We start from the raw sequence: 8,700 nt of genomic DNA, 5'->3' as shown, positions 1-8,700 counted from the left end.
GCCCCCTCCTTGTACTCCTTGTCCAGCAGCACTTTCCCTTTCAGCCGTTCGGCGATGAGGCGGCAGATATTGAGTCCCAGGCCGGTGCCTTGCCCGAAGTTGTCGGCCTTTTCAAAACGTTCGAAGATGGTTTCCGAGTATTCCGGGGGAATGCCGGTACCGGTATCGGTGACGGAGAAGGTGACGTATCCGGGATTCTCTGTGAGAGAGCAGTGCAGGCGGATTTCGCCTTGTGTGGTGTGTTTCTCTGCATTGGTAAGGAAGTTGATGAGTATCTGGCACACACGTTGCCCGTCGGTGCTCAGTTCGTAGCAGTCGTCCACTTCGGAGGTGTAGTAGAGCTTCACGCCTTCGGGCTTGCGGTGTTCAACGGTGGTTATGGCTTCCCGGCAGAGCTTGTTGCAACTGTGCGGCGCTATCTTCATGGTGTATCTGTTGCTTTCCAACTCGGCTGCGCTGAGGATGTCCCCCACCAGTGTAAGGAGGAGGTCGGAATTGTGCTGTATGAGATGGCAGAAATCCTGCCTTTCCTCTTGGGAAAGGTTCGCGTCGGGGGAAGTGATGAGTTGTGAGAAGCCCACGATAGAGTTGAGCGGTGTCCGTATTTCGTGACTCATGTTCTGCAGGAAGATGCTCTTTGCCTTGTTGGCTGCTTCGGCTTGGTCGCGTGCTTCGGAAAGTTCCTCGTTCTTGTGGCATAGTTCGAGGTTGACTTTACGTTTGCGGTGGAGGTAGAGCATCAGGAAAAGCAGGGATAACAGCAAAAAGCCGGTGACAATGCTGAAAAGAGTGATGCGGTAGCGCGAGGTGGCCTGTATGTTTTCCATTTTCAGACGTTCGGCGCCTATCTGGGTGTTCAGTTCGGCGATGTCCGACAGTTGCAGGAGATTGTTCGTCGAATCCAACTGCTGGTGGTATTTTTTCAGATATTTGATGGCATTGGGATAGTCTTTGGCGCATTCGTAAATGTAGGCATGTTGTTGCAAGCCTTCCTCGGACAATTGGTCAGCGTGGGCATGGGCCTGCTCATACTGTTTGTCCAGTATGTTCTTGCTGATGTGGGCTATCAGTAGGGAAACGCTGGCAGAGAGCTTGCAACGGTCCGCCATTTGTACGGCTTCTTTATAGCAGTCGTTGAATTCATCTATACGTCCCTGCCGGAATAGTACCAGGCATTTCTCTATCATGGCTTGGGCTATGTTCCGTTCTGTTTTGGCGCTCTTCAAGGCTTTTTCGCAATAGTCCAGTGCGGTGGCGTAATCTTTTTGGGTGTTACGGTAATATTCGGCAAGGCTTGAGTATAGTTGGCTGGGATCTTGGTCGGGCATATTCTTCAGCATATAGTCCAAGGCTTCCTGATAGTATTGGGCGGAGAGGTCGAAGTTTCCGCGTGATTTGTAGATATGGCCCATGGTTCGGATACAGCTGAAGATACCGTAAGGGTATCTGTCGGCAAAAGCTTGCTTTTTCATTTTTTCCGCTTTCTGCAAGGCGAGCAATGAGCGTTGTTGGTTCAGGAAGTAGATGATTTCGCTGCTCCAAGCGTGATAATAATATTGCAGATAGTTATTGGCACGTGAAATCTCTTTCAGGTCAGTGGATGCCTTTTCTATTTTGCTATCATCTTTTTGGGATATATAGAACTGCAGGGGGATGATGTATGCCAGGCATTGTGCTTTTTTGTCACCGAGCTTCAGGGCTTGTTGATACAAAGTGTCGGCCACCAGCAACCCCTCTTGCTGGCGTGCCTGCTTGGAAGCCCGCTGGTAGATGGGGTAGAGTGCATCGTCTATCTTGTAGGGATTGTTCTGTGCTGCGGAAGGTAGGGACACCCATACTGAAAGCACTAGAAAACATAACCTTGAAAGAATGCACTCCCTCTTTGTTCTATTGGATGGAATAAGCATGTTTTTTTCCGGATACTTATTATTATGCCTATGGCATCGCAAAAATAAGATAAAAGAATAAATTACAAGCTTTTTTTGTATAATTTCTCTGTTTGCTTGTTAAATGATCCTTGCCAGGAGCTTTCTTACGAAATTTCCGGTGATAATGCCGCCCTCTACATCATCATATTCTTCCTTATCGAGAACTTCACGATGGCCATTGCATTGACTGCCGCCAGCGGCAGGTCCATGGGGTCGTGGTGGTTGTTGTAGCTCACCAGACGGATGCAGTCCGGCCGTTCCGAGTGGTTGACGTATTTCACTGCCAGGTATTCGTCGCCGCCCCGTTCGAAGGAGACGAGATACATTTCACCGTAGATGACGTCGGTGAAGTCGCGGATGGACTTAAAGCCTACGATGTCACCGGACTTGAGGATGGGATACATCGAGTCGCCCGAGACGTAGACGGCACCGTCGCACACAGGGATATTGGGAATTACAATCCGCCCCAAGGCGTACTGCGGGCGGTCAGCCAGCAGTGTCTTCAGGTTGGCGGCGGCAGAGATGTCATAGAGGGTCACGCTACGGTCGTCCATAGGGTCGGCTGTTTTCGGTGTGTGAAGTATTTCCACTTCACCTTGTACCAAGTCATTGTCACAGAATTTTGAATGATGTGCAGGCGAGCCCTTTCCCGTCAGCAGCCAGTTGTAGTCCACGTCGTCCAGGCTGCCCAGCAGCAGGGGGAAGTCGATGCTGTTGCGGGCGTTCCAGTTGCTCAGTGTGGAGCGTGATATACCCAGAAAGGCGGCAAGTTCGCTGTCTGTCTTGAATTCTTTCGCCAGTTTGGCACGTTTTATGATGTCTGCCGCACAAAATACCGGGTCTTTGTCATTCGCCATATTCTTCAGTTTTTACGTGTAAATTATTCAGAAACTATTATCTCCTCATTTATACTGTCTTACGTCTTATTTAAGAATTTAATTCCCGATTTGTTTGTTTTATAAATGAAAACAGCATTATCTTTGTTGGGACAAAAATACATATCATGTTTTATAAATGCAAATAAAAGGGAGGGATTTATGGAAAATACACATCTGGTCTTTTATCCGGAAGCATCCGAATTTAGCAAAAATACTTACGAATTTGAAAAAATGGGCATCCGCCTTGCCGGATGTATAGATGAGGTGCGTTGGAAGTATAGATGCAACGCGCTGGATGTATAGATAGAATACGCTGGATATATACTTCCAGCAAACAGCCCCTACAAGCATCTTTGGCAGGGGCGTGCCGAAAAAATATTATTGTACTAATTCTTAACAAAAAATGGTTATGGAACAGATTATTGAAAAAAATGTTCGTTTCTGTGGATGTTGCCACAGAGAACTGCCCGTTGATTCTTTTTATGTAGACAAGCGTACGCTTGCCCCCGACAATTATTGCAAGGAATGCCGTAGGGCGATGAGCAACGCCCGCTACCGTCGCTCACTTCCAGCAAGCAATCCCCTCCGTTATCCGGTCATCACTGAAATTTCGGACTGTACCCTTCGTATGTATCTTATTCTGAATGCTTTGAAGGTAGTGCGCGAAAGCGTGCTCCGCAAGCGGAAACGCCTATGCGAAGCAGGTGATATAGAATGATACAAGCCGCTCTCTCCCCCTAATCACTAACCCCTAATCATCAAACCATGTCCAGAATCAAAAAACGGGGACTTGACTATTTCCCCTTGAACACAGACTTCATGCACGACCGTCTGGTGCGCCGCATCATGAAACGTGAGGGTGACGGCTCCTTTGCCATTCTGCTGGGCGCCCTCTCCTGCATTTATGCCGACGAAGGCTATTACGTGTGTGCCGACGAGCTTTTCTACGAAGACCTTTCCGCCTGCCTCTATGAAAAGACGGCTGCCGACGTGAAGCGCATTCTTGCCCTGGCTGTGGAGTACGGCATTTTCAATGCCGCCCTTTTCGGCAAATACGCCATCTTGACTTCTGCTGAGATACAGCGGCAGTATCTGTTCAGTACCAAGCGCCGGAAATCTTCCGCCATAGACACACGTTATTGTCTGGTGGATGATTCTCAGAGCGATGACGAGGCCGCGCCGACTGCCGCCGGGAGAGTGCCGTCTGCCAATGGAAGCGTGCCGTCCGCTGCCGAAAGTGCAGCATTTAAGCCCGAAAATGCGACATCGGGTACATATAGCACAGCAGAGCATAGCACATCACAACACAGCAAAGAAAATCCCCTCCTCCATAGTTCCCCCGGAACCGGGGGCACTGAGGGCGCGGATGTGCCATCCGCGGAGGGGGAATATCTTCGGAAAATAGAGCAACTGCAACCGCCGCAGGATGGCACGGACCGCAACCTGGACGGGTTGCTTTTCAATCTGAAGCAGTTCCATATTCCTCCGCAAGAGCAGTATGCCATTATCCTCAAAAGTAATTTCGGTGCTATCGGCCACCCTTTGTGGAAGGGCTTCTATGCCTTGCGCGAGAGTCATGGCAAGATACGGCAACCGGGACGATACCTGCTGAGCCTGTGCTGTAAGTAAAGTTTTCGATTTGTGAATAATTTCATGAAGAAAAACGGTTTTTTTAATTTGCACACTTTTCCGGATAGCGTTATCTTTGCAATGTGGTTAAGCTTAATACACGAAAATAAAACAATGTTGTTTCATTTGAAAAAAACGAATCCTTGAATTTCAAGACAAACTATTAATTTTTAAAACAAAACTACTATGCCAGTAATTTACAAATCATTTCAGTCGGTTCTTGCCAACAAAGAGGGCAAGAAGCTTTTCTATCCCCGCGTGGTGCTGACGGGGAATGTGGACACCGAGCAGGTGGCTAAGGAGATTGCGGAATTGTCTTCCCTCTCTACGGGTGACTCGAAGAATGTCATCGACAACCTGGTGACCGTGATGACTCGCCACCTGCAGTCTTCCGAGAGCGTGACGCTGGACGGTCTGGGTACTTTCCGCCTTACGATGAAGTCCACCATGAACGGTGTGGAAGACCCTCTGAAGGTATCGGCTACCCAGTCCACGCTACGAGTGCGTTTTCTGCCCACTTCCAAGCGTAATCTGGACCATACGGTGTCTACCCGTTCGCTGGTGACCGGGGTGAAGTGCGTGCGCTTCGACCTTCAGGACACGGCAGGTTCGGGCGGCAACGACGGCGGTGGCAGTGATGGCGGCAGCGACGGAGACCAGGGAAATAATCCGCTGGGATAAGGGGATTTACGATTAGACGATTTACGATTTACGATTGAAATTCGTACTGCTGAATAATCGTACCTATGCAGGCATTTGTGATACGAAGAGTAATCTCAATTGTAAATCGTCAAATCGTAAATCACTACTAACTACCAACTACTAACTACTCACTACTTATTCATGCGAAAAATCAACTACATCGTGGTGCATTGCAGCGCCACGCGGGAGGGCCATGTGCTCACTCCCGAGGCTTTAGAGTCCGAGCACCGCCGTCGCGGCTTCCGCACGACGGGCTACCACTACTATATCCGGAGAGACGGTACCGTGCTCGGAACCCGTTCCCTGGAACTGCCCGGTGCGCATTGCCGCGGTCACAACAAGTATTCGATAGGTATCTGCTACGAAGGCGGGCTGGATGCCCGGGGAAATCCGAAGGATACCCGTACGCCGGAGCAGCGTTCGGCCCTGCACCTGCTGGTGTACCAGCTGCTACAACAGTTCCGGAACGCCCGTGTATGCGGCCACCGCGACCTCAGTCCCGATTTGGACGGTGACGGGAAGGTGGAGCCGTGGGAGTGGGTGAAGCAGTGTCCGTGCTTCGAGGTAAGTAAAGAATTTTAGAACAATCATCTTTAAAACATGGAATTATGAAAATAAGCAAAGAAACCTGGAAAGATATCTTGAAAATTGTGGGTACCATCATTGCCACCATAGCCAGTGTGCTGGGCGTGCAGGCGATGCCACTGTAAAAACAGTATTACAAAACTAAAAAAGTGTGCCGGAAGCCGAAATACCTACTTCAGGCGCACTTATTTAAGAAATATATAAATTTCATTGAATATGAAAAATAGAATAAAAGTATTGTTAGCTCTTCTTATGTTATGTGGTACAACGCAGTCGGTACGTGCACAGGACGGTGGAGATATGAATAATCATCTTCTGCGGATAAATGATTATGTACCTGCTATTCCCGAAGCGGCAGGTATGCAATTGTATGGAAACATTCCTGTAAGTGAATACACAGGAACGCCTGATATCTCTATACCGCTATATACCCTTAAATGTGGGCGTATAGAACTACCCATTACGTTGTCTTATCATGCGAGCGGAGTCAAGGTGGCTCAAGAAGCTACGTGGGTAGGTCTTGGTTGGAATCTTTTGGCAGGAGGGTGCGTCAACCTTAATGCTGTGGGCAAGGTAGACGCGACCTCCGGTACATTTGCTACTTGGGCTGAATGGGAGAAAATAAAATATCACTGGAAAGTACAGAGTGCTGATACGTTGAACTACCGTTCGGGTACCGAGGAACTGATGAATTTGTGGGGAAATTTAATGTTCGACCCCAATACGAGTAATACGACCAATGGAATTATTAATGAAGGCCTTATAGGGCAAGGTGAAAGAGATATATTTGAAGTTGCATTGCCCGGAGGAAGATCATTCAAATACTTCTTGCACCCCAAAAATCAGACTCCTGTCATTATCGGTTCCAGGATGAATTGCAAAGTGTGGCATAGTGCTGAAAAAGTGATCATTACAGATGAAGCAGGCACATCTTATGCCTTCAGGCCTTATGCATTTGTAACTTCCAATGCTCCCTTGACTTATATGCTGACAAGTATGACGGATGTGACGGGACATAATATCACTCTAACCTATGTTACCGCCAGTTGCTATTCGGTGCCTGTTATGTCGGAGTATTATACCGTAGGTACTCCTCCGGACAATGACTATATAAAACGGGACTTTACTGCCGGCATTTCACAGACTTGCTATTTAAGCAAGATAGAAACCGATACGGAAGAAGTGATTTTCGAGATGGGAAGTCGTGAAGACCGCTATCCGGGAACTACCGGAAAACTGACAAACATGAAAATAAAGAGTAAGTTGGACGGGAAAGATGTGTATTTTTACCAGTTCAATTATGATTACTTCATTTGTCCCGAACAATCAGTCGGCGGTAATTACTTGTCATCGGACGATTATGGGTCGTCGTCTACCATACCCACCAGCGTACTTCGTAAACGTCTGAAACTGCTTTCTGTACTTCGAAAAAATGGCACTTCGCAGGGTGAAAAGCATACATTCACTTATAATGAAGCTGTGAACTTGCCTTATAAGACTTCTTTTGCCATAGACTATTGGGGATATTACAATGGACAGCAGAATACTTCCACGCTTACAAACCGTGTTCATACATTGATTCCCTCCCTGGAAGGTTTGACGAATGTTCCTTTATCCGGTTCTACCGCTGTCAGAAATTGTAGCCGGGAGTATATTACGGCCAATATGCTGAAGAAAATCACATATCCTACGGGCGGCAGTGTGGAGTTTGAGTTTGAACCTCACACTTTTGTAGGAGACAATCGTTTCATTTCTGCAGAGGATTTGAATAAGTATGACGCACAAGTCAAAGGTGTCAATACTGTCAACAACAACGACCTGATAGTGACGCCTTCCGCTACTTTCACTCTGCCCACCACGCAGGTAGTGACGGTGGATGCTCAAGTCAATTTTCCCGATTATGAAGTCAATCAAGTCATCGGCTCCGGAACCACTTTGCGGAAACTCGGTGCCGGAGGAAGTGTCATTAAATCGTACAAAGTGACTTCACAAAATACCAGTGGGCATGTGTATCATGTCAACGAGTCGTTCACATTGGAAGCGGGAGATTATGTCCTGACAAGTACATTGAGTTCTGCAGTTACCAATCAAGGTTATTCTACCCGCAATGCCAGTTCTGCTACTTTGACCTATAGAGGCGGTGGAACTGCAGTAAACAAAGACACATTGCAGAAAGTTGGCGGAGGAGTGAGAATCAAGACCATTACTAAAAAGAATAATACAGGTGAAGTGTTGGAACGTACCGGTTACTTGTATGAAAGCGAGAATCACAAGACCTCTGGCATTCTGATGTTCTCAGTCAAGTCCTATGATGATTTTAATGTCCGGCGCGGAAGCTATACCACAACTCCTGAAGGAGTGATACGCCCTTCTACCAGTTACCACACTTTCCGCCGTTTTTATGCTCAGGCGCAAACTCCACCAGCTTCTGCGCCCAATGCCAATCCTGTAGGTTACAGCCGTGTCGTCAAGCAGCGCGATTTTCTGGATGCGGGGAGAGAGGAACTCGTATTCAGTAACATAGCCGGCCAGGATTATGATGCTACCTTGGCTTATATGCCTGCCAACTATAATGGGCGACTACTGAAAAAGAGCATCTATGATGCCGGTAATATCTTGGTATGGGAAGACACCTATGAATATGAGATTGCAAACAAGTGGCAAGAATTGACCAACATCCGTGTAAGGGACAACTATGTGGGTCCGGTTAATTGCTATTCCGGCAGTATCACCTATAATGAAAACATCGGAGGACAGACGGTGAGCTTTAGAAATCCATTGGCTTATCACGGACGTTTTGAGATAACTTTATATCCGCATCTTACCTATGATATACGGTTAAAACGGGAAGTTTCGACGGAATATGCCCATGGTGTACCGGTGACGCAGGAAAAACTGTATACCTACAACAGTCGTAACCAGATAGCTACTTGCCGCACAAGTACCAGCCGTTCGGGCTATGTAATGGAAAGCTATGC

9 protein-coding genes are annotated in these 8,700 nt (G+C 47.7%); 7 read left to right on the top strand and 2 right to left on the bottom strand.

What is annotated here, in order from left to right; all coding sequences use genetic code 11:
- Together ABUA47_RS20860 and ABUA47_RS20855 are read right to left on the bottom strand one after the other, a co-directional pair.
- Positions 1–1,907: ATP-binding protein (locus tag ABUA47_RS20860; RefSeq protein WP_349831982.1), on the bottom strand; the 1,907-nt coding region annotated here is incomplete at its 3' end.
- 155 nt (positions 1,908–2,062) lie between these two features.
- Positions 2,063–2,785, bottom strand: a complete 723-nt coding sequence (locus ABUA47_RS20855; protein WP_005825301.1) for a helix-turn-helix domain-containing protein — start codon at positions 2,783–2,785, stop codon at positions 2,063–2,065.
- 180 nt (positions 2,786–2,965) lie between these two features.
- On the opposite strand from ABUA47_RS20855, the gene ABUA47_RS20850 reads away from it, so the two are divergent.
- The 7 genes from ABUA47_RS20850 to ABUA47_RS20820 form a co-directional block, all read left to right on the top strand.
- The gene (locus ABUA47_RS20850; RefSeq protein ID WP_225982629.1) at positions 2,966–3,109 is read left to right on the top strand and encodes a hypothetical protein; all 144 of its coding nucleotides are present in this window, start codon (positions 2,966–2,968) and stop codon (positions 3,107–3,109) included.
- Positions 3,110–3,209: 100 nt separating this feature from the next.
- Positions 3,210–3,524 carry a hypothetical protein gene (locus ABUA47_RS20845; RefSeq protein WP_008662326.1) on the top strand — a complete coding sequence of 105 codons (315 nt, stop codon included), beginning with the start codon at positions 3,210–3,212 and terminating at the stop codon, positions 3,522–3,524.
- Between the two features lie 47 nt (positions 3,525–3,571).
- On the top strand, positions 3,572–4,435 hold the full coding sequence (locus tag ABUA47_RS20840; RefSeq protein ID WP_005834029.1) for a DUF4373 domain-containing protein: 864 nt from the start codon (positions 3,572–3,574) through the stop codon (positions 4,433–4,435).
- A gap of 186 nt (positions 4,436–4,621) precedes the next feature.
- Positions 4,622–5,116, top strand: a complete 495-nt coding sequence (locus ABUA47_RS20835) for an HU family DNA-binding protein (RefSeq protein WP_035447405.1) — start codon at positions 4,622–4,624, stop codon at positions 5,114–5,116.
- A gap of 162 nt (positions 5,117–5,278) precedes the next feature.
- A complete protein-coding gene (locus tag ABUA47_RS20830; RefSeq protein ID WP_035447402.1) occupies positions 5,279–5,719 on the top strand; it encodes an N-acetylmuramoyl-L-alanine amidase in 441 nt (146 codons plus the stop codon).
- A gap of 26 nt (positions 5,720–5,745) precedes the next feature.
- Complete coding sequence (locus ABUA47_RS20825) at positions 5,746–5,847, top strand: smalltalk protein (protein WP_005825315.1); 102 nt, start codon at positions 5,746–5,748, stop codon at positions 5,845–5,847.
- Positions 5,848–5,938: 91 nt separating this feature from the next.
- Positions 5,939–8,700 (top strand): hypothetical protein (locus tag ABUA47_RS20820; RefSeq protein WP_349831981.1); only part of this gene is annotated, 2,762 nt, incomplete at its 3' end.

Source organism: Bacteroides sp. RTP31139st1_H2_RTP31139_211217 (assembly GCF_040227615.1).
In the GTDB taxonomy this organism is placed as follows: Bacteria; Bacteroidota; Bacteroidia; order Bacteroidales; family Bacteroidaceae; genus Bacteroides; species Bacteroides uniformis.
Note: the sequence above shows the minus strand (reverse complement) of the source record. Positions and strands in the feature narration are given on the sequence as shown.